Origin of the sequence: Manganibacter manganicus, assembly GCF_002075885.1 — a bacterium.
Classification (GTDB): Bacteria; Pseudomonadota; Alphaproteobacteria; order Rhizobiales; family Rhizobiaceae; genus Mesorhizobium; species Mesorhizobium manganicum.
The window spans coordinates 76088-100064 of the sequence record NZ_MDET01000012.1 but is presented as its reverse complement, the minus strand read 5'-3'; the positions used below and the strand labels follow the sequence as shown (position 1 = coordinate 100064).

Sequence of the window (23977 nt, the reverse complement as noted above, 5' to 3'; positions counted from 1 at the left end):
AGCACGCCATAGGCCGTCAGGCGGCGGGCTGGCTCGAAAGCGGCGATTTTGTCGTCTTGCCGGATAAGCCGGTGAGTCTTCTGTCTTGAAATTGCCACCGCCTTGGGCTTCATGGCAAGCATGTTCCTCGGCTCTCGTCCGCTTTTCCTTTTTGCACTCGCGGTCACTCTTGCCGCCGCACCCGCGCATGCCCGCGATGGCGGTGCGCTGCAAGATTTCAAACTGCCGGGCATGACCGATTATCGCGGACCGCATGACAGGGCCGCGCCGCATTCTGAAAAGGACGGCGAGATCACGCTGAGCGCCCAGTTGATCGACAAGGGGCCGGATATCACGCGTGGACTGGTGTGGCGCGTCTTCAAGCCGAAACCAGGCCCTGACGGCAAATTGCCGATGGTTGCTTCCGCGCATGGCGGCACCAGTGTCTTCCACCTCGATCCGGGAAGCTATCTGGTTCATGCCGCCTATGGCCGCGCCGGCGCTACCAAGCGCATCACCGTCACCGATCATGCCAAACACGAAAGCATGGTACTGGATGCCGGCGGTTTGAAGCTGAACGCGGTGCTTTCCGGCGGGGTGCGCATACCGCCGAAGAAACTGCGCTTCTCCATCTATGACAGCGAAACCGACTCACATGGCGAGCACGCATTGATCATCCCCAATGTGCAACCCGACACGGTGGTGCGCCTCAATGCCGGCACCTATCACGTCGTCTCAACCTATGGCGCGGTCAACGCGGTGATTCGTTCCGATATCCGGGTCGAGGCAGGCAAGCTGACCGCGGCGACCGTCGAGCACCGGGCGGCCGAAATCACTCTCAAACTGGTACGGGATTCGGGCGGAGAGGCCATAGCCGACACCTCATGGTCGGTGCTCAACCAGGCCGGGGACCCGATCAAGGAAAGCGTCGGCGCCTTCGCGCCCATGGTGCTGGCAGAGGGCGACTATACGGCCATCGCCAAGAACCGCGACCGAATCTACCAGAAGGACTTCACCGTGGTTGCCGGCCGCAATACGGAAGTCGAAGTCATCGCTTCCGAAGAGAATGCCATCGACCCCGAAGAAGGGGCCGACTAATCAAGGTTTTGAGATGAAAGAGGCGGCGGATTCTTCCGCCGCCTTGAACCTGTCAGGCCGTTTGCTTACGTCGCAAATCCGGCGGTGTGGCTTCTTCGGCCAACGCCGTAACAGCTTCAGCCAGACCGAGCGAATGCTGATCGCGCGACCCCAGCCGTCGGATATTGACCGTCTCTTCTTCCGCCTCGCGCTTGCCGCACACCAGGATCACCGGCACCTTGGCAAGCGAGTGTTCGCGCACCTTGTAGTTGATCTTCTCGTTGCGCAGATCCGCTTCGGCGGACAGACCGGCGGCTTTCAGAGCAGCGACGACCTTGCCGGCATAGCCGTCGGCATCGGATGTAATCGTCGCCACCACCACTTGTAGCGGGGCGAACCATAGCGGGAAATGACCCGCATGGCTTTCGATGAGGATTCCGAGGAAGCGTTCCAGCGAACCGACAATGGCGCGATGCACCATGACCGGCTGCTTCTTTTCCGAATCCGCGCCGATATAGAAGGCGCCGAAGCGCTCCGGCAGGTTGAAATCGACCTGCGTGGTGCCGCATTGCCATTCGCGACCGATGGCATCCTTCAGCGTATATTCGAACTTGGGACCGTAAAAGGTGCCTTCACCCTCGTTGATGCCGGTCTTGATGCGGTTGTCCTCGCGCGCCATGCGAGCGAGCGCACGCCGCAAAATATCCTCGGCGTGATCCCACATCGCATCGGTGCCGACGCGCTTTTCCGGACGGGTCGCGAGTTTCACCACCACCTCCTCGAAGCCGAAATCCTTGTAGACCGACATCATCAGATCATTGATCTTGAGAATTTCAGCCTCAAGCTGCTCCTCGGTGCAGAAGATGTGCGCGTCGTCCTGCGTGAAGCCGCGCACACGCATGAGCCCATGCAGCGCGCCGGACGGCTCGTAACGATGGACCGCACCGAATTCCGCAAGCCTGATGGGAAGATCGCGGTATGACTTCAAGCCATGCTTGAAGATCTGGACATGGCCGGGACAATTCATCGGCTTGAGCGCGAAAACGCGCTGGTCGGCATCGGGATCGTCGGGATGGGTGAAGGCATGAGCCGACTTCACCGCAAACATATTCTCCTGATACCAGCCCCAATGGCCAGACGTTTCCCATAGCGCCTTGTCCAGAATCTGCGGGGCGTTCACCTCCTGATAATCGTCGCCGAGGCGACGGCGCATATAGGCAATCAGGTTCTGGAACAGCTTCCAGCCCTTGGCGTGCCAGAAGACGACACCCGGCCCTTCCTCCTGAAAATGGAACAGATCCATCTCCCGGCCCAGCTTGCGATGATCGCGCTTCTCGGCCTCCTCCAGCATGTGAAGATAGGCGTCAAGTTGCTTCTGATCGGCCCATGCCGTGCCGTAGATGCGCGTCAGCATGGGATTGTTGCTGTCGCCGCGCCAATAGGCTCCGGCTACCTTCATCAGCTTGAAGGCGGAACCGATCTGGCCGGTGGAGGCCATATGCGGGCCGCGGCAAAGATCGAACCAGTCGCCTTGGGCATAGATCTTGATGTCCTGATCGCCCGGAATGGCATCGACCAGTTCCACCTTGTAGGCCTCGCCCTTGTCGGCAAACACCTGCCTGGTCCTGTCGCGCGACCAGACCTGCTTGGTGAACGGCTTGTTGCGCTGGATGATCTCGCGCATCTTCTTTTCAATTGCCGGGAAATCCTCGGGCGTGAACGGCTCGTTGCGGGCAAAATCATAATAGAAGCCGTTCTCGATCACCGGCCCGATGGTCACCTGCGTTCCCGGCCACAATTCCTGCACCGCTTCAGCCAGCACATGAGCGGCGTCATGGCGAATCAATTCCAGCGCGCGCGGGTCGTCGCGGGTGACGATCTCGACCTTGCCGGAAGAGCCCAGCGGATCGGAAAGGTCGCGCAATGCGCCGTCGAACGTGTAGGCGACCGCCTTTTTGGCCAGCGATTTGGAAATGGATTCGGCAAGCCCCGCGCCGGTCGTCGCGGCGTCATAGTCGCGCACGGAACCATCGGGGAATGTGAGGGAAACGTCAGGCATTGGAATCTCCTATCCAGTCCCGCAAACGAGCGCGGGTGGTGATGGCCGGGTCAAAACGGCAGCGAGCGCTTTTTAGGCAGAGATTCCAGCTCCGTAAAGGCGTGGAACGATCAAGCTCCGGCTGAATTGCGCTTTTTTCCCGCCAGCCGGTAACGCCAGGGCGCCCACCAGGCGAAGTGTCGGCCGAGCACCTCCGGCACATTGTCGATGCCGCATGTGCCGCCTGGTCCGCAGCGCGCGACCCGAAACAGGCTCAGCCAGAAGCCGGCCCACAATCCGTGTCGTGCAATCGCCTCATAGGCGTATTCCGAACAGGTCGGCAGATGCCGGCAGGTGTTGCCGATAAAGCCGGAGAGCGTAAGTTGATAGAGACGAACCAGCCCGATGCCGGCCACGCGCGTCGGCGTGCGCGGCCAAGGGCCGCTCCAGTTGCGGGAGCGACCTTTGCCGGTTCTGCCGTGCGTATGATCGTGCAGCGGATTCATTTGCGCATAAGATAAGCGACTCGCGCCGCTATTGCGACGCGATCACCGATCGCGATCCCGGGAGCGCTGTGTTTTGTCAATTAATGCTGAACAGTGAGTGCAGATTGTTCAGTTTGAACACTGCCAACGCTATCCCTATCTTGGCTGCAAACAACATGGCGCCAACCCGAACTTTTCGGCGGCGCCCCTTTCGCGACCGGCCGTGGCCGGATTTCCCGCGGATCGAGACCGACCATGAGCAAGCCTGTCGAATTTGGAATGGACACTTTTGGGGATGTCACCGTCGGCGTGGATGGCAAGTTATTGCCTCAAGCCCAAGTCATCCGCAATGTGGTTGACGAAGCCATCCTCGCCGATGAAGTCGGCATAGATTTCATCGGCGTAGGCGAACATCACCGTGCCGACTTTGCCGTCTCCGCGCCAGAGGTCGTGCTGGCCGGCATCGCCACTCGCACCGAGCGTATCAAGCTGGGTTCGGCTGTCACCGTGCTGTCTTCCGACGACCCAATCCGGGTGTTCGAGCGATTTTCGACGGTGAACGCCCTGTCGAACGGGCGCGCGGAAGTGATCCTCGGCCGTGGCTCCTTCACCGAATCCTTTCCGTTGTTCGGCTACAAGCTCAACGACTATGAAACGCTGTTCAACGAAAAGCTCGACCTGTTCGCCGCCCTGCTTGAAAACGGGCCGGTAAACTGGGAAGGCGAGTTGCGGCCGCCGCTCAAAAACGTGACGGTCTATCCGCAGGTCGAGGACGGCAAACTCAGCGCATGGATCGGTGTCGGCGGCAGCCCGGAATCCGTCATGCGTTCGGTGCATTACCGTATCCCGATGACGCTTGCGATCATTGGCGGCGATCCGAAACGCTTCCTGCCGTTCGTGAGCCTCTACAGGCAGGCGCAGGAGCAAGCAGGCGCCAAGCCGATGCCGCTCGGCGTGCATTCGCCGGGCTATGTTGCGGCGACCGACGAGGCGGCGCGCGAGGAGCTTTGGCCGGGCTATAAGGCGATGCATGACCGCATCGGCCGCGAGCGTGGCTGGCCGCCGACCACAAAGGAAAGTTTCATCCGCGAGATCGAAAGCGGCTCCACTTATGCAGGCTCGCCTGAAACCGTGGCCCGCAAGATCGCAGCGACCATCAGAACACTTGGAAACGACCGCTTCGACCTGAAATACTCATCAGGCACCACGTCGCACGAGAAGATGATGAAAAGCATCGAACTCTACGGCACCAAGGTGATCCCGATGGTAAGGGATATGCTGGCCGAAAAGGACGAGGCGGCTTAGGGTCAGGACCCGAAAAGTTGGAGGCTTTTCGGATAAGATCATGCGGCAAAACAAATATCTGGAGCGAGAAGGCGGTTCAATTCGACCTGTCTCGCTCCAGGTCGGAGATTGCTACCTACCGGGAGGCGGTTCAGGCCGCCTCCTCTACCCGTTTCTTTTCGATCTGGTCGATACAATCGACAACGGCATCGAAGGTCAGCATGGTCGAGGCATGGCGCGCCTTGTAGTCGCGCACCGGTTCCAGATATTTCAGGTCGGCAAAACGGCCTTCCGGTGGCGGCCCGTTTTCCTTCAACATCTTCAGCATGGTTTCACGCACGGCCCGCAACTCGTCCGCTGTGGCGCCAATGACATTGGCGGCCATGATCGAAGACGAGGCCTGGCCGAGCGCACAGGCCTTCACGTCATGGGCAAAATCGGTGACGGCGTCGCCCTCCATCCTGAGATCGACCGTCACCGTCGAGCCGCATAGCTTGGAATGGGCGCGTGCGGTGGCGTCGGGATGCTCCAGACGGCCGATGCGGGCTATATTGCCTGCAAAGCCGAGGATTTTCGCGTTATAGACATCATCGATCATGATTTTTCATTCCGCTGGCGGAACGTGACCAGCAATCGCCGTTAGTACACTTTCATTCGTCGCATCCATCCTTATATAATGACTGCGCTTCGGCAACGGCAAGGTGCGCTGATCATCCAGCCCTGCTAAGTCGCAACACGGCTTTCGACGTGCCTCCCGAAGGAACCGCGAAGGGCGATTTGGAATTGTGTTCCCATGGGAACAAACGGAGACATCTTCATGGATGCCGTTGTGAAGAAGTTCGTGCCTCAGGTACCGCACCAGCCGGGCGTTGAGCGTCCTAGCCAGGCCGAGGTCGAGGCGGCTGTGCGCACGCTGATCCGCTGGACGGGAGACAATCCGGAGCGGGAAGGCCTGCTCGACACGCCGAAGCGCGTGGCAAAGGCCTATCGTGAAATGTTCGGCGGCTACGACATGGATCCCGTCGAGGATCTTGGCCGGACCTTCGAGGAGACGGCGGGTTACGACGGCATCGTCATCGTCAAGGACATCGATTTTCATTCGCATTGCGAGCACCACATGGTGCCGATTATCGGCAAGGCGCATGTCGGCTATCTGCCGGATGGCAAGGTCGTCGGCCTGTCGAAGATCATCCGCGTGGTGGAGATATTCGCCCGCCGCCTGCAGACGCAGGAAACCATGACGGCGCAGATCGCCAGCACCATTCAAAATGTGCTCAAGCCGCGCGGCGTCGCTGTTTTGATCGAGGCCGAGCATATGTGCATCGCCATGCGCGGCATCCGCAAGCAGGGCTCGACGACACTGACCTCCAGCTTCACCGGCGCCTTCGAGGATTCGCCCGAGGAGCAGGCGCGTTTCATGGCCATGGTTCGCAATGGTGGGAAATAACGAGGCCGGTAAAACCTCTTCTGCCGCCGCTGCGCAGGCGGTGGGGAATCCGGTGTTTCCATCCCCGCCTCGGGACAAGGTTTTGCTGGAAGAAGGCTTGTCCTTCACGCCGCGTTTCGATGCCAGCGGGTTGGTGACGGCCGTCGTCACCGACGACCGGGACGGCACGCTTCTGATGGTGGCGCATATGAATGCCAAGGCGTTGGCGCTCACCTTGCAGACCGGTGTCGCCCATTACTGGTCGCGCTCGCGCAAGACACTTTGGAAGAAGGGCGAAACCTCCGGCAATCTCCAGCATGTCGTAGCCGTGCTCACGGATTGCGACCAGGACGCGATATGGTTGCGTGTAAAAGTTGCCGGCCACAATGCAACTTGTCACACTGGCCGGCGTTCATGTTTTTATCGGACTGTGCAATTGATCGACGGCAAGGCCACTCTTTCTGATTATGCCGATGAAGCTCCGTCCGATGCGCATGAAACGTATCGGAAGCAAACGTGACGACCTCATCTACTTCCCTCATTCCAATTCATCATTTCGATACGTACACTCTGTAAGCTTGGAGCGAGACAAGGGAGACCATGATGCTCGAATGGGCGTCATTGCGAAGCAGGCCGGAAATTCAAGGGGCAGATAGCCTTGCCCTATCCGGCGCTACGGCCTCCAATCTCCAAAAGACCGGAATAGCATTGGCGCTCGGCGGCGGCTGCGCCCGTGGCTGGTCGCATATCGGCGTGTTGCGGGCGCTGGACGAAGCCGGTATCGAGATTTCGATGATCGCCGGCACGTCGATCGGCGCGCTGGTCGGCGGCTGTTATCTGGCCGGAAAGCTCGATGAACTGGAAGCCTTCGCGCGCGGGCTGACGCGGCGGCGCATCTTTGGCCTGCTCGACCTGAATTTCGGCGGCAACGGCCTGTTCGGCGGCATGAAACTGGACGCCCGTCTGCGCGAGCATATCGACGGACTCCGTTTCGAGGATTTGCCAAAGCCCTTCGTGTGCGTAGCCGCCGAAATCCGCACCGGCCATGAGATCTGGCTGTCGAGCGGTTCCCTCATCAATGCCATGCGCGCCTCCTACGCCCTGCCCGGCGTGTTCGAACCGGTCAACTGCAATGGGCGTGTGCTGGTGGATGGCGCACTGGTCAACCCGGTGCCGGTCTCCGTCTGCCGCGCCTATGAGGAGCCTTTGGTCGTGGCGGTCAATCTCAGTCACGAAATCTACGGACGGGCTGCCGTGATCCGCCATAATGCCGGAGAATTGACGGTGGCCAAAGACGCAAATCAGGCGGGATTTCTCGGCGGGCACCAGACGCGCGAGGCCAAGCTCGGCATCACCGGCGTCATGGTGGAAGCTTTCAACATCATACAGGACCGCATTTCACGCGCCCGGCTCGCCGGCGACCCGCCCGATATCTCGCTGCAGCCCAAGCTCGGTCATATCGGCCTGACCGAATTCCATCGTGCCGACGAATTGATCGCCCTGGGGTACGAGGCGACGATGGGAAGGGTTGCCGAGCTTGAGCAATTACGGGCCACACTGGCATAATCAGGTCAGCCCGGCGCCGCATCGACAATGCGAAACTGGATCCTGCGATTGCCGTTCCAGTAATTGCCCGACAGAGAGCCCGCCAGATGTATGGGGCGGCCCCTGTTCTGGAACAGGAAATCGCCAAGCGCGGTGTCGGCGGCGCGAAAGGCGATTGCCTGGAGACGGCCGCCACTCTCCGACTGGAGATCGGCTCGGACATGATTGGCGCCGACCAGACGAACCTCGTTCAGCCGGTGGCGCGGCAAGGCAAATAGCGGCGCGACATGACCAGCGCCATAGGGGCCGGCTTGCTCCAGCGCATCCAGCAGGTCCAGCGTAGCGCCTTCTGCTGAAAGGGCGGCGTCGATCAGCAGGCTTTCCTCGTTTTGCAGGCGAAAGACGTCCGCCGCCGCCCGTTCCTCGAAAAAGGCGCGCAGGGCTCCCAATTTCTCCCGCTCGACGGTGAGGCCCGCTGCCATGGCATGTCCGCCGCCCTTGACCAGCAGCCCGGCATCCGCCGCTTCGCGCACCAGTCGACCGAGATTGAAGCCTGGCACGGAACGGCCGGAGCCCGTGCCGACCCCGCTGGCGTTGAAGGCAATGGCGAAAGCCGGGCGGCGCCCATGATCCTTCAGTCGCGAAGCGATCAGCCCGACAATGCCCGGATGCCAGGTCTCGGAAGCGGTGACGATTACCGCCGGACCATTACCGCTTGCCAGTTCGGCATCGGCCTCGGCTCGCGCCTCGGCCAGCATCTCCTGCTCCATGGCCTGCCGTTCCTGATTCAGCCGATCGAGCGTTTCGGCAATCGTGCGTGCCTCCACCGGATCGTCCGCAGCCAGCAGACGGCTGCCTAAAGCCGCGTCGCCTATCCGGCCGCCGGCATTGATGCGCGGACCGATCAGGAACGCCAGATGAAAGCTGCTTACCGGCTCGCCTATGCGCGCGGCACGGGCAAGTTCGACCAGTCCGACATTCGTCTGCTGGCGCATGACCTGCAAACCCTTGACGACGAAGGCGCGATTGACGCCGGTGAGCGGCACGACGTCGCAGACCGTGGCCAACGCAACCAGATCGAGCAGCAGCAGCAGATCGGGCTGGGCGGTCTGCGGCAGACGGCTGCGGAGAATGCGAGCGGTTTGAACCAAAGCCAGAAAGACGATACCGGCGGCGCACAGATGCCCCTGCCCCGACAGATCGTCCTCGCGGTTGGGATTGACGACCGCATTGGCCTCCGGAAGCGGGCCGCCCACCTGATGATGGTCGAGAACCACGACGTCGGCGCCCGCTTCTCTTGCGGCATCGATGGAAGCGGCACTATTGGTGCCGCAATCGACGGTGACGACAAGCCTGGCGTTGCGTGAGACGAGTTCACGCATTGCGTCCGGATTCGGCCCGTAACCCTCGAAAATGCGATCAGGAATATAGATTTCACACGGCACGTCGAAATGCGTGAGAAACCGCTTGAGCAGAGCAGACGAAGCAGCGCCATCGACGTCATAATCGCCGAAGATCGCCACTTTCTCTTTTGCCACGATGGCATCCGCGATGCGCGAAGCAGCCTTGTCCATATCGGTCAGAGAGGCCGGATCGGGCAGAAGTTCGCGGATGGTAGGGGCAAGGAATAAAGCCGCATCCGTCGCCAGCACGCCGCGCCCGGCAAGCACGCGCGCGACAATGTCGGTGACGCCGTGGCCCTGCGCAATGGCCAGCGCCGCCATGTCCTGTCTCTCGGAGAGCCGGTGGGTCCACGCCACGCCGGCTGCCGAACGCCTGACATCGAGAAAGAATCGCCTGTCGCCGCTCATGACAGACATAGGCTGAAAACCGTATTCATCCGGTGATCAGATAAGGCCAACCGGCTAAAATCAAAACTTTTCAAGATCCTGATGCCGCGCCTTGATCTCGCGCACCGTGCGTGAGGACGACCGCAGCACGATGGTATGAGTGGTGATGAAGTTGCGGCCGAACTTCACGCCGGCCAGCATGTTGCCGTCAGTCACGCCGGTGGCTGCAAACAGCACGTCGCCCTTGGCCATCTCGTCGGCGGTGTACACCTTGACTGGATCGGCAACGCCCATTGTCGCCGCGCGCTCGACCTTTTGCGGCGTATCGAGAATGAGGCGGCCCTGCATCTGGCCGCCGGTGCAACGCAGAGCGGCGGCGGCCAAAACACCTTCAGGGGCACCGCCGGTTCCGAGATAAATATCGATTCCCGTCTCGTCCGGATCGGTAGTATGGATAACGCCGGCGACGTCGCCATCGCCGATCAGGCGGATGGCAGCACCCGTTGCCCGCACCGCTTCGATCAGTTTGGCGTGGCGTGGCCGGTCGAGGATACAGGCCGTGATTTCTTCGACCCGAACGCCCTTGGCTTTGGCCAGATTGGCGATGTTTTCGACGGGCTCGGCGTCAATATCGATGATGCCTTTTGGATAACCCGGCCCGATTGCGATCTTGTCCATATAGACATCCGGCGCATAGAGCAGACTGCCCTTTTCGGCGATGGCGACAACGGCCAGCGCGTTCGGCAGGTTTTTGGCGCAGATCGTCGTGCCTTCCAGCGGATCGAGCGCGATATCGACTCCCGGCCCCTTGCCGCTGCCGACTTCCTCGCCAATGTAGAGCATAGGCGCCTCGTCGCGCTCGCCCTCGCCGATCACCACCGTACCCTTGATGGCAAGCCGGTTGAGTTCCTGGCGCATGGCATCGACAGCGGCTTGATCGGCAGCCTTCTCGTCGCCGCGCCCGCGAAGCCGCGCGGCAGCCACCGCGGCACGTTCGGTCACGCGGACCAGTTCCATCGTCAGGATGCGGTCAAGTCCGCCAATCGCCGGTGCCATGTTCATCGGTGCAGATATCCCCGTTTGCTGCCTGCAGTTCTTCGCAGGCAGCCCCTTTTGTCAAAGCCTTGTGGCGGCGGCAAGGCCGGTTTGGCGGCAACGGCGGTATCAATCGATTGAATGGCCGATGCCGCCGCGCGCGAAGCCCGCCGAAAGCCTCAATACCAGCGGCGATTGTTGTCGCCATTCACCTGACCGGCCAGAAACCCGACGGCGAAGCCGATTATGCCGCCAAGAACCAGAGCCGAAGAAATGGTGCCGGGGTTCTGCTGAACCGTTTCCGAGACGGTTTGAGCGCCGGCGCGCAGTTGCCCCGCGGCACGTGAGGCGCGTTCCGACGCGCCCTCGTACCAGCCGGAAGCCTCTTCCGACAATTCTCCGGCGCGATCGGCCAACTGCCTGTTGATCTTGTTCATCTCGCGACGCAGTTCGCCGATCTGTTTCTTCATCGCTTCCTGAACGTCGGTGCTTTTAGGCATTTCAGCCATTGTGAATTCCTTTCATTGCAAAGTTGCGGTGCATGCGAGACTGCGGGGCTACTAGAGCGCCGTGCGTTCAGTTGAACGCACAACGGACGCTCTAACACTTTGATGGAGCATCGGAATAACTCGAAAACCGGATTCCACTTTTCGATCCGATGCTCTAGAAAACCGCCAGATATTTCAGCAGCGAGATAACGCCGATGATGATGATGACGATCTGCGCAATCTGGCGCGTGCGCCCATCAAGCGGTAGCCGCTGGATGAGATAAAGCACCAGTATGATGACCAGAAAGGTGATCAGTATGCTGATAAGTAGGCTCATGGTCCCTCGCTTGCGTGAATGCAAAAAAACAACGCCCATACAACGGTGCGGACGCGCTTAAAGTTCCCGGTGAGGCGAACGCGGCATGCGAAGGATAGCGGCGATGTCCGGTCTCAGCCGGCGCGCTCGATGCGAATAACCTGCGGCTTACTGGTGAGATGGCCGTCTCTGGTGATGCTCTCGACGGCCTTGCGCACGGCGGCTTCGGTTGTCTCGTGGGTGACAAGGATGACCGTCTTTTGCGCCGTTTCGGATTCGGCGGCATGCTGGACGATGGATTCCAGCGAAATGTCGTTGTCGGCCATGCGCCGGGCAATGGCGGCAAACACGCCGAGACGATCGTGCACGGTGAGCCGGATGAAATAACCACCGGCGTGGCTGCGCATGCGCGCCTTCCTGTACGGTTTCAGTTCCTTCGCGGGACGTCCGAACACGGGGCCATGCTGGAAACCCGGCTGGCTCTTGGCAATATCGGCGATGTCGCCGACCACGGCGGATGCCGTGGCATTGCCGCCGGCACCGGGGCCGGAAAGCAGCAATTCACCCAAAATATCCGTCTCGATGGCAACCGCATTGGTCACGCCATGCACCTGAGCAATTACACTGGCAGTCGGCACCATGGTCGGATGCACGCGCTGCTCTATGCCGCTTTCGGTGCGCTGCGCGACACCCAGAAGCTTGATGCGGAAGCCAAGATTGCTTGCTGCGCGAATATCGGCCTGGGTGATGTTGGAAATGCCTTCCAGATAAATGTCCCCGGCGGCGATCTTCGTGCCGAAGGCCAGGCTGGTCAGGATGGCAAGCTTGTGGGCAGTGTCATTACCCTCGATATCGAAGGTCGGGTCGGCCTCGGCATAGCCTAGGCGCTGCGCATCCTTGAGGCATTCCTCGAAGCTCAGGCCCTCAGCTTCCATGCGGGTCAGGATATAGTTGCAGGTGCCGTTGAGGATGCCGAACACGCGATTGACGGTGTTGCCGGCCATGGCCTCTCGCATCGTCTTGATGACCGGGATGCCACCGGCCACCGCCGCCTCGTAATTGAGCAGCACGCCCTTCTTCTCGGCGGTCTCGGCCAACGCCACGCCATGTTTGGCCAGCAGCGCCTTGTTGGCGGTCACGACATGACGGCCGGCATCGAGCGCGGCCTTGACGCAAGCCAAGGCCGGCCCGTCCTCCCCGCCGATCAGTTCCACGAAAACGTCGATATCGGCCTTCTTCGCCAGTTCCACCGGATCGTCGAACCATTGCGCCGAAGACAGATCGACGCCACGATCGCGTTTGGCGTCACGAGCCGAAACTGCGTTCACAATAATGTCGCGGCCGCACTGGCGGGTTAGTTCGGCGGCCTTGTCGGCAAGCACGCGCGCTACGGCGGCGCCGACCGTGCCGAGGCCGGCAATTCCAATACGCAAGGGTTCGGCCATGTCAGGCGCCTTTCGCTTACATCGATGTGGATATGCGGAAAATACTCAGCGATGAACGGCGAGCGGCACCACATTGTCGGATGGGCTGGCGCTGTTGGCCAGAAACTTCTTGATACTGCGCGCCGCCTGGCGGATTCGGTGTTCGTTTTCGACCAGCGCCACGCGCACGAAATCGTCGCCATACTCGCCAAACCCGATGCCCGGCGCCACCGCCACATCGGCATGTTCGATCAAAAGCTTGGAGAACTCCAGCGAGCCGAGATGCCGGAAAGGCTCGGGAACTGGCGCCCAGGCAAACATCGAGGCCGCCGGTGCGGGAATCGGCCAACCGGCACGACCGAATGCTTCCACCATCACGTCGCGGCGGCGATGATAGGTCTCGCGCACTTCGGCTATATCCTTGCCGTCGCCATTGAGGGCAGCAGCAGCAGCCACCTGGATCGGCGTGAAGGCGCCATAATCGAGATAGGATTTCACCCGCGTCAACGCAGCAATCAGCCGTTCATTGCCAACGGCGAAGCCCATGCGCCAACCGGGCATCGAAAAGGTTTTCGACATGGAGGTGAATTCCACCGCCACGTCGATGGCGCCGGGAACCTCGAGCACCGAAGGCGGCGGATTGCCGTCGAAATAGATTTCCGAATAGGCGAGGTCCGACAGGATAATGAGGTCGTTCTTCTTCGCGAACGTCACCACGTCCTTGTAGAAATCGAGCGAGGCAACCAGCGCTGTCGGGTTCGACGGATAGTTCAGGATCAGCGCCAGCGGCTTCGGCGTCGAATGTTTCACGCCGCGCTCCAGAGCCGGAATGAAGCGATCGTCGGGCTCGGCCTGCATGGACCGGATGACGCCGCCCGACATGATGAAACCGAAGGCATGGATCGGATAGGTCGGATTCGGGCACAGCACCACGTCACCCGGCGCGGTGATGGCCTGCGCCATATTGGCGAAACCTTCCTTCGAGCCCAAGGTGGCGACGATCTGGGTTTCGGGATCGAGCTTTACCCCGAAGCGGCGGGCGTAATAGGCAGCCTGGGCGCGGCGCAGACCGGGAATGCCACGCGAGGATGAATAGCGATGGGTGCGCGGGTCGCGCACCACTTCGCATAATTTGTCCACGATGGCTTTGGGCGTCGGCAGGTCCGGATTGCCCATGCCGAGGTCGATGATGTCGGCACCGTGCGCACGGGCACTGGCCTTCAGCCGATTGACCTGCTCGAACACATAGGGCGGAAGCCGGCGGACCTTGTGAAATTCTTCCATGTCAGTTCCAGGCGAACAGCGGAAGCGGTTGGCTCATCAACCGCTGGCGCGCGATATAGACTTATTTGCAATTCGGGTCGAGGGCGGGATCGCATTTGCCCTCTATAGACTCGAGCGTCTCGCCACCATGGGTTTTGGCAAGCGTGCTCAGCGTCGACGCATCCGATGGCGGCGGCGCCGATCTCGGTGACGCCTGCGACGTCTGTACGGCCTTCAACTGAGCCAGCTTCGCCCTGGACTGGTCGGGGGTGAACTGCGGGGCCGCCGATTTGGGCACAATGTTGAGATTCGGGAAGGCGCCGGTGTCCTTCGGTCCCTGCATGTCCGTTGCAGATGAAGATGCTTGCGGCCCGCTGTCGACTGCCCCCCCTCCGGCACAGCCGGCAGGCAGGAGAAGGACTGCCATCAGCGCCATGCGGCAAAACGGCGGGAAGGACGAAAAAGCAGTCTTCGCGACACTATATGTCATATTGTTTCCTGGCAGCGGGAGTAGCAAAGTAAAATCGGGCGCGGTGGTAACCACAATATGTCAGGAAAGCGCCCTGGGAGGAACAGCGCAGACCATGGCTGAAAAATCCGATCCAGGCAAAACGCAAGGCACCAGCCACGCCCAATCCGTCGAGCAATATCTGGTGAAGGACCCGGAACGCTTCGCCCTCAACATGGCGCGCGTAATCGAGCAGGCTGGAAAGGCCGCCTCGGCCTGGATGGAACCGCGCGAGAAGGGCGAGATTCGTGACCATGCGGCCGAGCCGATGGCCGATATGGTCAAGACGTTCTCCAAGCTTACCGAATACTGGCTTTCCGACCCCAAACGCGCGCTGGAGGCGCAGACACGGCTGTTTGCCGGTTATATGAGCATTTGGGCCAACGCCGTGACCCGCGCCAGCGCCCTGCCCGGCAGCGAGGACATCGAGGACGCGGTCAAGCCGGAGCGCGGCGACAAGCGTTTCCAGGATCCGGACTGGGGCCGCAACGCCTTTTTCGACTTCCTGAAACAGCTCTATCTCCTCACCTCGCGCTGGGCGGCCGATCTGGTCGAGCAGGCCGATGGGCTCGACGAGCATACGCGCCACAAGGCGAACTTCTACGTCAAGCAGATTTCCAACGCCATATCGCCGTCGAATTTCGTGCTGACCAACCCGGAACTGCTGCGTGAAACCGTCGCCTCCGACGGCGAGAACCTGGTGCGCGGCATGAAGATGCTGGCCGAGGACATCGCCGCCGGGCGCGGCGACCTGAAACTGAGGCAGGCTGACTATTCCGGATTCGAGATCGGCAGGAACGTCGCCGTATCGCCCGGCAAGGTGATCGGCCGTTCCGACGTCGCCGAGATCATCCAGTATGCGGCGGCGTCCGATACCGTGCTCAAGCGACCGCTGCTGATCTGCCCGCCATGGATCAACAAGTTCTATATCCTCGACCTCAACCCGCAGAAATCCTTCATCCGCTGGGCGGTCGAACAGGGTTACACCGTCTTCGTCATCTCCTGGATCAATCCCGACCAGCGCCACGGCGCCAAGAACTGGGAAGCCTATATCCGCGAGGGGCTACAATACGGGCTGGACATGGTCGAAAAGGCGACCGGCGAACGCGAGGTCAACGCCATCGGCTATTGCGTCGGCGGCACGCTGCTGGCGGCAGCCCTTGCGCTGCTGGCGCAGGAAGGCGATGAGCGCATCCGCTCGGCAACCTTCTTCACCACGCAGGTCGATTTCACCCATGCCGGCGATCTGAAAGTGTTCGTCGATGAAGACCAGGTGTCGGCGGTCGAACGCTCGATGAGCACCAAGGGCTATCTGGACGGCACGAAGATGGCCACGGCATTCAACATGCTGCGCTCCAGCGACCTGATCTGGCCCTATGTCGTCAACAATTATATGCGCGGCAAGGATCCGATGCCTTTCGACCTGCTTTACTGGAATGCCGATTCGACGCGCATGGCGGCGGCCAACCATTCCTTCTATCTGCGCAACTGCTATCTGGAGAACAATCTCTCGCAAGGCCGCATGGAACTGGCCGGGCGCACCGTTTCCTTGGCTGACGTGACCATCCCCGTCTATAATCTCGCCGCCCGCGAAGACCATATCGCTCCGGCCCGCTCGGTGTTCATCGGCTCACGCTTCTTCGGCGGCAAGGTCGAATATGTGATGGCGGGCTCCGGCCATATAGCAGGCGTGATCAACCCGCCGCACCTGAACAAGTACCAGTATTGGACCGGCGGCAAACCCGCGGGCTTATTTGAGGATTGGCTCGAAAAAGCCGCGGAACGGCCGGGTTCGTGGTGGCCGCATTGGCAAAAATGGATCGAAAGCCAGGATAAAGCCCGCGTCGCGGCGCGCGTGCCCGGTGTTCATATGAAAACCTTTGGCGAGGCGCCCGGCAGCTATGTGCGGGTGCGCGTGTAACAATCTGTAATGCGCGGTGAATTGACGCTCGGCTCAAACCGGGCGAAATGGTCACGGTCAAGGGGGATTCGTGCCTTGATCGCGGCCTTTCCTTGAATTTGTTCAAGGCTTGTAAAATTGACACAGCCCGCCTGTTGCGCGGCAGTTTGAAACGCATTGATTTCGCTTGCAGCGAGTAAAGCTGCTTCCGCAGCGTCGAGCAGATTTTTTAGGGGTAGTTGGTTTTGAGATCGAGGGGACCGTACCTTGCGAAAGGAGCATGCCGCGCTGTCTCGGCAACGCTTTTCGCCGTTCTGCTGGCCTCCTGCACCTCAACCACCGATCCCGTTGTCATGGCCGGCTTCAATACGGACTCGACCAGTCTTGCCCAGGCCGCGCAATCACAAAGCGCGCCAGCCACGGATGAAACCGATTCCCTCACCGCATCGACGACGCCCCAGCCGCTGATGTCCACTGAAGGCGACACTGCCCTGCCCGACAAGGTCGCCTATCTGCCAGTTGCCAATCCCGCTTCCGAATTCCCCATCGCCGTGCCGCCCGGCGCGCAGACGCTAGCAAGCAACACGCCGAAGGAATTGGAAGCGCCGGCTCAGGCAGAGGCGCAGACTCAGGCAGAGGTGCCCGCTGAGAAGACGTCAAATGCGGCCGAAGCCGACAAGGATGCCGCCCCTGCCATGACCAATGCGGTTTATGTCACGGCCGGCGAAATGCCGGCAAAACCGGCAGAGGAACACAAGCCGAAAAAGAAAAGTTTCCTTGCCTCGCTGTTTGGCGGCTCGTCCTCATCCGGTAAAGCGGAACATGATAGCAAGGTGGAAGCCCAACCGGCCGCCGCAAAGCCCATAATCACGCTTGCTTCCGCAAAACAGGAGATCAAGCCGGTTGCCGCTTCCGTTACCGGCTTCACCGGCGATGCCTTGCCTGGCGTTCGCCGCCAGACCGCGCTTTTCGAGATCACCCGCAAGTCCGGTACGGACGACGACAGCGATGTCGATATCAATGAAGACGAGGGTCCGGGCCTGTATCAGGTCGCCTCGGCCGCCGGTATGGCGCGGCTGGCCCCAAATGGGCTTTTGAAACAGACCGAGAGCGTCGATGTCGCTTGTCTCAAGCCATCGCTGGTGCGCGTACTGAAAAAGATCGAAGCGCACTACGGCAAGAAGATGATCGTGACTTCGGGCTATCGTGACCCGGCGCGTAATCGCCGCGCGCGTGGAGCGCGGCGCTCGTTGCACATGTTTTGCGCGGCGGCCGACATTCAGGTGCCGGGCGTCAGCAAATGGGAACTGGCCAATTATGTTCGTTCCATGCCCGGTCGTGGCGGTGTCGGAACCTACTGCCACACCAAATCGGTCCATGTTGATGTCGGTCCTGAACGCGACTGGAACTGGCGCTGCCGCCGCCGCAAATAGTTTCAGGCAATCAGAAAACCCGGACGCACAAAAAAGTTGCGGCTTCCTGTGTCGGACGGGTTGCCCCATTGGAATAACACGGTTATATGCCGCACTCACCTGAGCGCGCCCATCGTCTAGCGGTTAGGACGGCGCCCTTTCACGGCGCAAACAGGGGTTCGATTCCCCTTGGGCGTACCAGTCTTTTCAATATCTTCGCAAGAATGTCGTGAAGTTCGGCGTCATCGCACCTTCGGCAGCGAAACTGCCGGAAGCCGCATGGCGGGCAATTTCAGATCGCAGGCACGTCGAACAAGCAAATTCGATCGTCTGGCCCACAAAAACACGCGCCGGAGCGGTGGACAACCGGTCGCCGATCGCCCAGTCTGCACATTCGGGTCACGGAGATGACTCTGGTCAGGACCAAATTTACGGTCCGGGCTGAAATGAAAATGGGGGAATCGTCAGAACGTATGAACACTGCCACCCGTCGATGGAAACTCTACGACACGCGGCTGGCCTGGGCGCTTGTTGCGCCCGCCGTCCTGCTGTTGTTCTTTCTCCTGATCCTGCCGATCCTGATGATGGCGGTCTATACCTTTTTCACATTCGTGACCGCAGGCGTCGAATCGGCGACGCTGACGCTCGCCAACTGGCAGGAATTTTTCACCGACAGCTATTACCACGGCTTTCTGCTGAAGACCGCGCGGATTGGCGCAACAACAGCCTTCATCTGCGCCGTGGTCGGGTACTTCCCCGCCTATTTCATCTGGGCGACGAACTTCAAGCACAAATGGCTGCTGCTGCTGTTGTTGATCGTGCCGTTCTGGATCAGCTTCATCATCCGCACCTTCTCATGGATCAATATTCTGGGCCAGCAGGGCGTCATCAATGTCACATTGCTCAAGCTCGGCATCATCAGCGAGCCGCTGCCCATGCTCTACACCGAGGGTGCAGTGGTGATGGGCCTGATTCACTTCCTTTTGCCGTATATGATCCTCAACGTTTACGTCAGCCTGGAGAGCATCGACCGCACGCTGATCGACGCCGCGCGATCCATGGGCTGCACCAATGCGCAGGCCTTCCGCGAGGTGACGCTGCCGCTCTCATTACCCGGCCTTGGCGCGGGGCTGCTGCTTTGCTTCGTGCTGGCAGCCGGCAGCTACGTCACGCCGCAATTGCTGGGCGGCAGTCGCGACGCGCTGTTCGGCAATCTCATCTATGACACCATTATGGGCCAGCTCAACTGGCCGATGGGCGCGACACTGTCCATCGTGCTGTTCGTGTTACTCGGCCTCGTCGCCGCCGCCTATAGCCGCTATGTCGGGCTTTCGCAGATCGTCAAGGGGCTCAGCGCATGACCGGCGCATCCGTTGCCGCACGCGAGGGCCGATGGGCCTGGCGCTTCACCGGATTCATGACGGTGTGCGTCTATATCTTCATGTTCGCGCCGATCGTCGCCACCGTCATCCTGTCGTTCAACGATTCGATGTTCGGCGGCTTTCCGATGACCGGCGTGAGCCTGCGCTGGTACGCCAAGTTGATGACCAACGAGCCGGTGCTGGCCGCCTTCAAGACTTCGCTATGGATCGCGCTGGTGACGGCAGCGGTATCGACATTGGTCGGTGTGATCGCGGCTGTGGCGCTGGTCCGGTTCGACTTCCGTGGCAAGCAGACCATCAGCACGCTGGTGCTTTTGCCGGCTCTGGTGCCCGAAACCATATTGGGCGTCGGTCTTCTGGTGTTGATTCAGGCCGTCCATCAACCACGCACCCTGTGGCTGCTTCTGCTTGGCCATATCCTTTTGACCCTGCCCTATGTGGTGCTGATCGTGCAGGCACGGCTTGTCGGCGTCCGCCGCTCCTATGAAGAAGCGGCGCTTTCGCTCGGTGCGCCACGCATTTCGACATTCCGGGAAATCACGCTGCCGCTGCTCATTCCGGCAGTCATGGCCTCGATCCTGCTCGCCTTCACCATTTCCTTCGACAACACCTCGGCCAGCCTGTTCTGGCGGCCAGCTGGCGTCGAGACGATGCCGACGCAGATTCTGGCCATGTTGAAAATCTCCATCAGTCCGGAAATCAACGCACTCGGCACCATCATGATCCTGGTGACGGTGGGTGTCCCGCTTGTCGGCGGGGCGATCCTGCAAGGGGTCTCGCACTTCAGAAAACGGTCCAACAAAAAGGGGAATCAGCCATGAAAATGACCAATATCAAACGTCTGGAGCGGCTCAGCGAGCGCTACCGCAACGGCGACATCAGCCGCCGCAACTTTCTCGGGCTGACGGCCGCCGCTGCAGCGGCAACCGGGCTTTCGATGCCATGGATGGGCCGCGCGATGGCGGCGGTCAGCGAAGTGCGCTTCGACGGCTGGGGCGGCACGGTGCAGGACGCGATCGATAAATACGCCTTCCAGCCCTACACCAAGAAGACCGGCATCAAGGTGGTACAGGGCACGTTCGGCGACGAGAACGAGATCATCACCAAGATCAAGACGGCGAGCCCCGGCGACTTCCAGGTCGTCCATTCGTCGGGCGTCAATTACTACATCAAATACGTCAATGCCGGCTTCAATTCGGAGATCAACGAAGCCAACATTCCCAATATGGCGAATGTGTCCACGGCAATGATCGAGCCATTCCGCAAGATCACGCCGAAGCTCTCGGCCGTGCCATATGACTATGGCACAACCGGCATCGCCTATAACACCGATGTCATCTCGCCGGAGGAGGCCAAGGAGCAAGGCCCGATGCTGCTCCTCAACAAGAAATACGCGGGCAAGATCGGCGGTTATGCCGACATGACCACGCGCGTCTGGTACGCCGCGTTGCAGACTGGACAGGATCCGAACGATATCAAGGACATGGATGCGGTCTGGGCGAAAGTGCGTGAAGTGCGCGACATGGCCAAGAAGTTCTGGAGTTCGGGCGCGGAACTGATGGACCTCCTGTCCAAGGGCGAGATCGTGGTAACGGACGCCTGGTCGGGCCGCGTCGCCTCGCTGCAACAGCAAGGTCGCCCCATCGGTTATCTCGATCCGCCAAAGTCCTATGGCTGGATGGAAGACATGCTGATCCTGAAAGGCTCGCCGATGGCCGAATGCGAGGAACTGGTCAACTTCATGCTCGACCCGACCACCTCGATCGCAGTCGCCGAAGGCCAAAGCTATCCGCCTTCCCTTGATCCGACCAAGGTGAAGCTCACCGAGAAGATCGAGAAATTGCCGGCCTTCGACCCGACGGGCAAGATGGAGTCCATCACATTCGCGGACCCGATCTATTGGGCCGAGAACGAGGATGCCTGGAACAAGCAGTGGGACAGGATCTCGAAAGGTGCATGACACGACGATGAGCGACGCAAGCTCCGATCCCCGGCCGTTCACGGCCGGGGATTCGTCGCAGGGCGGCCAGCCGGCCGTCGATTTCCGCGACATCGACATCGCCTATGGCAAGTTCATGGCGGTAAAGGATTTCTCGCTGTCGATCGCCAAGGGTTCCTTCGTCACCCTGCTCGGGCCATCCGGCTGCGGCAAGACGACGATCCTGCGCTCGCTGGCGGGGCTGGTGGACATCACCACCGGCCAGATTTCCATCGGCGGGCGGCGTGTCGACGACGTGCCGATCTACAAGCGCAATATCGGGCTGGTATTCCAGAATTACGCGCTGTTTCCGCACAAGAGCGTGTTCGACAATGTCGCCTTCGGCCTGAAATATCGATCCGTACCCAAATCCGAGATCGCCGCAAAGGTGACCAAGGCGCTGGAAATGGTGCGCCTGCCGGGCAGCGAGAAGAAACTTCCGGCGCAGCTTTCAGGTGGCCAGCAGCAGCGTATCGCGCTGGCGCGCGCCATCATCTTCGAGCCGGAAGTGCTGTTGATGGACGAGCCGCTTTCGGCGCTCGACGCCAATATGCGCGAGGACATGCGCGTCGAGATCAAGAAAATCCAGAAGGAAACAGGCATCACCGCCATCTTCGTGACGCACGATCAGGAAGAGGCGCTTTCGATGTCGGACCAGATCGTGGTGATGAATGCCGGCAGGATCGAGCAGATCGGCACGCCGCAGCAGGTCTATGACGAGCCGGCGACGGGTTTCGTCGCCAATTTTCTAGGCAAGGCCAACATGCTGCCCGGAACCGTGTCCGCGGCGGACTCAAGCGGCGCCACGGTGGCGCTGGAATGCGGCTCGGACGTCAAGGTGGCGGCGCCGCGCGCGCTCGCCAAGGGCGACGGCGTAACGGTGGTGGTGCGGCCGCAGAAGCTTTCCGTCACCAGCGGTGCGGACGGCAACAGGCTTGCCGGCAGGATCGTCTCTGCCTCTTATCTGGGCGGCAGCGCCGTCTATGAGATCGACATTGCCGGCAGCATCGTGCGGGCCAACAGCGCCATTGAAGGCAAGCCGCTCGCCGAAGGCGATGCGGTCGAGGCCGGATTCGAGCCGCATGACTGCATATTGCTGGACGCGCAGGGCCGGCGCATCGCATAGACGCGTTCAGGGGACGAATTCAGGGGCGGCCTGAACTCCGCCCTCGCCTTATGCGCCCTCGCACTCCACAGTGCCGCGGCAGCAATAGGCAACCGGCCCCGTCATCACAGCCATGTCGCCGACCAGCTCGATCTCAAGCGGCCCGGCAGGCAGATGAACGGTGAAGCGGTTCGTCTTGCTCAAGCCCTTCAGGCGTGCCGCGAAGGCCGCAACGCAAGCGCCGGTGCCGCAGGCTTGCGTCAACATTCCCGGCCTTTCCCAGACCGCCAGCCTGATCGTCCGGGGATCGACCAGTTCGGCGGCCCCTACATTGACGCCCTCGGGAAACAGCGGATGGTTCTGGATCGCCGGTGCAAAGCGCGACAGATCGGTTTCCGCCAGACGTTCGACGAAAAAGACCACATGCGGATTGCCGATCCAGAAACCGGCGCCGTCGCGCAGCGGCCCGCTTTCCATCGGCAGATGCAGCATGTCCACTTCTTGCGCCACCGGAAGCGCGCGCCAGTCCGTACCGATCGGGCCAAGCTCGACGCTGACCTGCATGGCGCCGGCCCGGCGGCAGGCAAGCAGGCCGCCGCCCGTTTCGAGCAGGATGTCTCTGCGCCCGCTTTCCTCCATCAGAAGATGCGCCACGCAGCGCGTGGCATTGCCGCAGGCCGATACCTCCCGCCCATCAATGTTGAAGATGCGCATCGCCGCGTAAGCGCCTGTCACCGAAGGCTTTTCGATTGTCAGCAACTGGTCGCCCCCAACACCGGTATGGGTGTCGCAGATGCGCACGATATCCGGCACCGCAAAGCCGCGCGGATCGTCTCGCCGGTCGAAGATGACGAAATGATTGCGCAGGCCGTGCATCTTGACGAAGGCACGGCTGCGACCGTGGCTGGCGGGAAAGGCGACGGACATGGGAACGGCACTCGCTGGCATTAGAGCACCGGACCGAAAAGTGGAATCCGGTTTTCGGGTTATTCCGATGCTCCATCAAACTGTTAGAGCGTCCTTTGTGCGTTCGATTGAACGCACGGCGCTCTAAGACGCCATCAGATCATCGGCCTTGATCCGAAACAAGGGCCAGCAACGGCGAATGAACGGTTCAGTGAAGCGACGGCTTCTTCGCCACCGGGCGCTTCTTCGGGCGCAGCATGTCGCGCGCCATGACGCCGCTGGCACGGCAGAACGCCGCGAAGGCACGGCATGCTTCCTCGGTGGAGACCACGCCGACCGATGCGCCGAAACAGGCATTGAAGGCAGTCTGATAGAGCTTCCCCTGCCGGCCCTTGGGCCAGTCGCCGAGAAAATCCAACGCCTGCTCGACACCGTAGATTTCATCGATCGGCATATCGGCGGTCACGGTCACCCGCACCGGCACTTCAAACTGCAAATTGTCCATTTTCAAATCGTCTCTCGGCAGACCCGTCACCTGTCCGGCAACGCCTGTCGTGCCGGAAAGTTTCACCGCATGGCGGTGCTTCTTCACCGAGATTGTGTCGGCAGTGCGAATTTGGCGCGCGCCAACTCACA

General features: G+C 60.8%; 23 protein-coding genes and 1 tRNA gene. 12 read left to right on the top strand and 12 right to left on the bottom strand.

Features of this window, described 5'->3' with window-relative positions:
• The first annotated feature begins 120 nt into the window (after positions 1 to 120).
• A complete protein-coding gene (locus BFN67_RS09370; protein ID WP_080919513.1) occupies positions 121 to 1077 on the top strand; it encodes a hypothetical protein in 957 nt (318 codons plus the stop codon).
• A gap of 52 nt (positions 1078 to 1129) precedes the next feature.
• Here the strand turns inward: BFN67_RS09370 and thrS are convergent, their stop codons facing one another.
• Entirely contained in the window at positions 1130 to 3115 is a 1986-nt protein-coding gene (gene thrS / locus BFN67_RS09365) for a threonine--tRNA ligase (RefSeq protein ID WP_080919358.1), read from the bottom strand.
• 110 nt (positions 3116 to 3225) lie between these two features.
• Positions 3226 to 3600, bottom strand: coding sequence for a membrane protein insertion efficiency factor YidD (gene yidD / locus BFN67_RS09360; protein ID WP_080919357.1), 375 nt, complete (start codon positions 3598 to 3600; stop codon positions 3226 to 3228).
• A 234-nt stretch (positions 3601 to 3834) separates the two neighbouring features.
• On the opposite strand from yidD, the gene BFN67_RS09355 reads away from it, so the two are divergent.
• Positions 3835 to 4884, top strand: a complete 1050-nt coding sequence (locus tag BFN67_RS09355; RefSeq protein WP_080919356.1) for an LLM class flavin-dependent oxidoreductase — start codon at positions 3835 to 3837, stop codon at positions 4882 to 4884.
• A 130-nt stretch (positions 4885 to 5014) separates the two neighbouring features.
• Here the strand turns inward: BFN67_RS09355 and BFN67_RS09350 are convergent, their stop codons facing one another.
• The gene (locus tag BFN67_RS09350) at positions 5015 to 5461 is read right to left on the bottom strand and encodes an iron-sulfur cluster assembly scaffold protein (protein WP_080919355.1); all 447 of its coding nucleotides are present in this window, start codon (positions 5459 to 5461) and stop codon (positions 5015 to 5017) included.
• A gap of 219 nt (positions 5462 to 5680) precedes the next feature.
• Here BFN67_RS09350 and folE point away from each other — a divergent pair, with 219 nt between their 5' ends.
• The 3 genes from folE to BFN67_RS09335 all read left to right on the top strand — a co-directional run bounded on the left by folE (position 5681) and on the right by BFN67_RS09335 (position 7855).
• On the top strand, positions 5681 to 6310 hold the full coding sequence (gene folE, locus BFN67_RS09345) for a GTP cyclohydrolase I FolE (protein WP_080919511.1): 630 nt from the start codon (positions 5681 to 5683) through the stop codon (positions 6308 to 6310).
• Between the two features lie 97 nt (positions 6311 to 6407).
• The gene (hisI, locus tag BFN67_RS09340) at positions 6408 to 6809 is read left to right on the top strand and encodes a phosphoribosyl-AMP cyclohydrolase (RefSeq protein ID WP_342587442.1); all 402 of its coding nucleotides are present in this window, start codon (positions 6408 to 6410) and stop codon (positions 6807 to 6809) included.
• Between the two features lie 83 nt (positions 6810 to 6892).
• Entirely contained in the window at positions 6893 to 7855 is a 963-nt protein-coding gene (locus BFN67_RS09335; protein ID WP_080919510.1) for a patatin-like phospholipase family protein, read from the top strand.
• Between the two features lie 5 nt (positions 7856 to 7860).
• On the opposite strand, the gene recJ is transcribed toward BFN67_RS09335, so the two are convergent.
• The 7 genes from recJ to BFN67_RS09300 all read right to left on the bottom strand — a co-directional run bounded on the left by recJ (position 7861) and on the right by BFN67_RS09300 (position 14640).
• The gene (recJ, locus tag BFN67_RS09330; protein ID WP_080919353.1) at positions 7861 to 9645 is read right to left on the bottom strand and encodes a single-stranded-DNA-specific exonuclease RecJ; all 1785 of its coding nucleotides are present in this window, start codon (positions 9643 to 9645) and stop codon (positions 7861 to 7863) included.
• 60 nt (positions 9646 to 9705) lie between these two features.
• Positions 9706 to 10686: a class II fructose-bisphosphatase gene (glpX, locus tag BFN67_RS09325; protein WP_080919352.1), complete on the bottom strand. Its 981-nt coding sequence runs from the start codon at positions 10684 to 10686 to the stop codon at positions 9706 to 9708.
• Positions 10687 to 10838: 152 nt separating this feature from the next.
• A complete protein-coding gene (locus tag BFN67_RS09320; RefSeq protein ID WP_080919351.1) occupies positions 10839 to 11168 on the bottom strand; it encodes a hypothetical protein in 330 nt (109 codons plus the stop codon).
• Between the two features lie 154 nt (positions 11169 to 11322).
• On the bottom strand, positions 11323 to 11484 hold the full coding sequence (locus BFN67_RS09315) for a Thivi_2564 family membrane protein (protein ID WP_139789100.1): 162 nt from the start codon (positions 11482 to 11484) through the stop codon (positions 11323 to 11325).
• Between the two features lie 113 nt (positions 11485 to 11597).
• Positions 11598 to 12908 carry a homoserine dehydrogenase gene (locus tag BFN67_RS09310; RefSeq protein WP_080919349.1) on the bottom strand — a complete coding sequence of 437 codons (1311 nt, stop codon included), beginning with the start codon at positions 12906 to 12908 and terminating at the stop codon, positions 11598 to 11600.
• Positions 12909 to 12953: 45 nt separating this feature from the next.
• On the bottom strand, positions 12954 to 14171 hold the full coding sequence (locus BFN67_RS09305; protein ID WP_080919348.1) for an LL-diaminopimelate aminotransferase: 1218 nt from the start codon (positions 14169 to 14171) through the stop codon (positions 12954 to 12956).
• Between the two features lie 61 nt (positions 14172 to 14232).
• A complete protein-coding gene (locus BFN67_RS09300) occupies positions 14233 to 14640 on the bottom strand; it encodes a hypothetical protein (RefSeq protein ID WP_080919347.1) in 408 nt (135 codons plus the stop codon).
• Between the two features lie 94 nt (positions 14641 to 14734).
• Here BFN67_RS09300 and BFN67_RS09295 point away from each other — a divergent pair, with 94 nt between their 5' ends.
• The 7 genes from BFN67_RS09295 (at position 14735) to BFN67_RS09265 (ending at position 22456) form a co-directional block, all read left to right on the top strand.
• Positions 14735 to 16579, top strand: coding sequence for a PHA/PHB synthase family protein (locus BFN67_RS09295; protein ID WP_080919346.1), 1845 nt, complete (start codon positions 14735 to 14737; stop codon positions 16577 to 16579).
• A gap of 332 nt (positions 16580 to 16911) precedes the next feature.
• Positions 16912 to 17991, top strand: a complete 1080-nt coding sequence (locus BFN67_RS09290) for a YcbK family protein (RefSeq protein WP_245295211.1) — start codon at positions 16912 to 16914, stop codon at positions 17989 to 17991.
• Between the two features lie 105 nt (positions 17992 to 18096).
• Positions 18097 to 18171 (top strand) — tRNA-Glu (locus tag BFN67_RS09285).
• Positions 18172 to 18443: 272 nt separating this feature from the next.
• Entirely contained in the window at positions 18444 to 19331 is an 888-nt protein-coding gene (locus BFN67_RS09280; protein WP_080919344.1) for an ABC transporter permease, read from the top strand.
• Entirely contained in the window at positions 19328 to 20173 is an 846-nt protein-coding gene (locus tag BFN67_RS09275) for an ABC transporter permease (protein ID WP_080919343.1), read from the top strand. Before BFN67_RS09280 ends, BFN67_RS09275 begins: the two co-directional genes overlap by 4 nt.
• On the top strand, positions 20170 to 21312 hold the full coding sequence (locus tag BFN67_RS09270) for an extracellular solute-binding protein (RefSeq protein ID WP_080919342.1): 1143 nt from the start codon (positions 20170 to 20172) through the stop codon (positions 21310 to 21312). The genes BFN67_RS09275 and BFN67_RS09270 overlap by 4 nt, the downstream gene beginning before the upstream one ends.
• Before the next feature lie 7 nt (positions 21313 to 21319).
• Positions 21320 to 22456, top strand: coding sequence for an ABC transporter ATP-binding protein (locus BFN67_RS09265; RefSeq protein WP_080919341.1), 1137 nt, complete (start codon positions 21320 to 21322; stop codon positions 22454 to 22456).
• 48 nt (positions 22457 to 22504) lie between these two features.
• Here the strand turns inward: BFN67_RS09265 and dapF are convergent, their stop codons facing one another.
• Both dapF and BFN67_RS09255 read right to left on the bottom strand, forming a co-directional pair.
• On the bottom strand, positions 22505 to 23362 hold the full coding sequence (gene dapF, locus BFN67_RS09260; RefSeq protein ID WP_080919340.1) for a diaminopimelate epimerase: 858 nt from the start codon (positions 23360 to 23362) through the stop codon (positions 22505 to 22507).
• Between the two features lie 187 nt (positions 23363 to 23549).
• Positions 23550 to 23933 carry a DUF982 domain-containing protein gene (locus tag BFN67_RS09255; protein ID WP_245295210.1) on the bottom strand — a complete coding sequence of 128 codons (384 nt, stop codon included), beginning with the start codon at positions 23931 to 23933 and terminating at the stop codon, positions 23550 to 23552.
• Positions 23934 to 23977: the final 44 nt, after the last annotated feature.

Bases quoted from the DNA above. Each gene is read 5' to 3' on its own strand.
- BFN67_RS09300 (WP_080919347.1), bottom strand. From the start codon at position 14,640: ATGACATATAGTGTCGCGAAGACTGCTTTTTCGTCCTTCCCGCCGTTT.
- BFN67_RS09265 (WP_080919341.1), top strand. From the start codon at position 21,320: ATGAGCGACGCAAGCTCCGATCCCCGGCCGTTCACGGCCGGGGATTCG.
- BFN67_RS09370 (WP_080919513.1), top strand. From the start codon at position 121: ATGTTCCTCGGCTCTCGTCCGCTTTTCCTTTTTGCACTCGCGGTCACT.
- BFN67_RS09290 (WP_245295211.1), top strand. From the start codon at position 16,912: ATGGCCGGCTTCAATACGGACTCGACCAGTCTTGCCCAGGCCGCGCAA.
- BFN67_RS09270 (WP_080919342.1), top strand. From the start codon at position 20,170: ATGAAAATGACCAATATCAAACGTCTGGAGCGGCTCAGCGAGCGCTAC.
- BFN67_RS09305 (WP_080919348.1), bottom strand. From the start codon at position 14,171: ATGGAAGAATTTCACAAGGTCCGCCGGCTTCCGCCCTATGTGTTCGAG.
- dapF (WP_080919340.1), bottom strand. From the start codon at position 23,362: ATGTCCGTCGCCTTTCCCGCCAGCCACGGTCGCAGCCGTGCCTTCGTC.
- glpX (WP_080919352.1), bottom strand. From the start codon at position 10,686: ATGAACATGGCACCGGCGATTGGCGGACTTGACCGCATCCTGACGATG.
- recJ (WP_080919353.1), bottom strand. From the start codon at position 9,645: ATGAGCGGCGACAGGCGATTCTTTCTCGATGTCAGGCGTTCGGCAGCC.
- BFN67_RS09355 (WP_080919356.1), top strand. From the start codon at position 3,835: ATGAGCAAGCCTGTCGAATTTGGAATGGACACTTTTGGGGATGTCACC.
- BFN67_RS09350 (WP_080919355.1), bottom strand. From the start codon at position 5,461: ATGATCGATGATGTCTATAACGCGAAAATCCTCGGCTTTGCAGGCAAT.
- BFN67_RS09315 (WP_139789100.1), bottom strand. From the start codon at position 11,484: ATGAGCCTACTTATCAGCATACTGATCACCTTTCTGGTCATCATACTG.
- BFN67_RS09280 (WP_080919344.1), top strand. From the start codon at position 18,444: ATGAACACTGCCACCCGTCGATGGAAACTCTACGACACGCGGCTGGCC.
- folE (WP_080919511.1), top strand. From the start codon at position 5,681: ATGGATGCCGTTGTGAAGAAGTTCGTGCCTCAGGTACCGCACCAGCCG.
- BFN67_RS09320 (WP_080919351.1), bottom strand. From the start codon at position 11,168: ATGGCTGAAATGCCTAAAAGCACCGACGTTCAGGAAGCGATGAAGAAA.
- BFN67_RS09310 (WP_080919349.1), bottom strand. From the start codon at position 12,908: ATGGCCGAACCCTTGCGTATTGGAATTGCCGGCCTCGGCACGGTCGGC.
- BFN67_RS09295 (WP_080919346.1), top strand. From the start codon at position 14,735: ATGGCTGAAAAATCCGATCCAGGCAAAACGCAAGGCACCAGCCACGCC.
- yidD (WP_080919357.1), bottom strand. From the start codon at position 3,600: ATGAATCCGCTGCACGATCATACGCACGGCAGAACCGGCAAAGGTCGC.
- BFN67_RS09275 (WP_080919343.1), top strand. From the start codon at position 19,328: ATGACCGGCGCATCCGTTGCCGCACGCGAGGGCCGATGGGCCTGGCGC.
- thrS (WP_080919358.1), bottom strand. From the start codon at position 3,115: ATGCCTGACGTTTCCCTCACATTCCCCGATGGTTCCGTGCGCGACTAT.
- BFN67_RS09335 (WP_080919510.1), top strand. From the start codon at position 6,893: ATGCTCGAATGGGCGTCATTGCGAAGCAGGCCGGAAATTCAAGGGGCA.